The sequence below is a fragment of the Bacillus sp. LR--39 genome (assembly GCF_053613335.1).
The window spans coordinates 1-782 of record NZ_JBSIOT010000710.1 but is presented as its reverse complement, the minus strand read 5'-3'; the positions used below and the strand labels follow the sequence as shown (position 1 = coordinate 782).

1 protein-coding gene is annotated in these 782 nt (G+C 45.5%); it reads right to left on the bottom strand.

Annotated elements, in window-relative coordinates; translation table 11 throughout:
• A partial coding sequence (locus ACWHAR_RS26005) for an EF-Tu/IF-2/RF-3 family GTPase (protein ID WP_452088291.1) occupies positions 1 to 782 on the bottom strand: 782 nt, incomplete at both ends.

Sequence of the window (782 nt, the reverse complement as noted above, 5' to 3'; positions counted from 1 at the left end):
TTACCTTCAACTTGCGCGCTCGCACGGAATGTTTCACGATACGCAACTTGAGGAGCACCGACGTTGGCTTCAACTTTAAATTCGCGTTTCATACGGTCAACGATGATATCAAGGTGAAGCTCACCCATACCGCCGATGATCGTTTGACCTGTTTCAGGGTCAGTATGCGCACGGAATGTCGGATCCTCTTCAGCCAATTTAGCCAGTGCAGTAGACATTTTGTCTTGGTCAGCCTTAGATTTAGGCTCGATTGCAACGTGGATAACAGGCTCAGGGAATTCCATTGATTCCAGGATAACAAGGTTTTTCTCGTCGCAAAGCGTGTCCCCTGTAGTCGTGTCTTTCAAACCTACAGCAGCAGCGATATCCCCTGCGTACACAGTAGAGATTTCTTCACGGCTGTTGGCGTGCATTTGCAGGATACGGCCGACGCGCTCACGTTTGCCTTTTGTTGAGTTTCTTACGTATGAACCGGAATCAAGTGTTCCTGAGTACACACGGAAGAACGTCAATTTACCAACGTAAGGGTCAGTCATAACTTTAAATGCTAATGCAGAGAATGGCTCTTCGTCAGAAGAATGACGCTCAATCTCTTCATTTGTATCAGGACGTGTACCTTTGATTGCAGCAACGTCAGTTGGTGCAGGAAGGTAGTCAAGAACAGCATCAAGTACTAGTTGAACACCTTTGTTTTTGAAGGCAGAACCAACAAGAACAGGGTAGAATTCAACATTTAATGTACCTTTACGAATTCCTGCTTTTAACTCGTCAATTGTGATTTC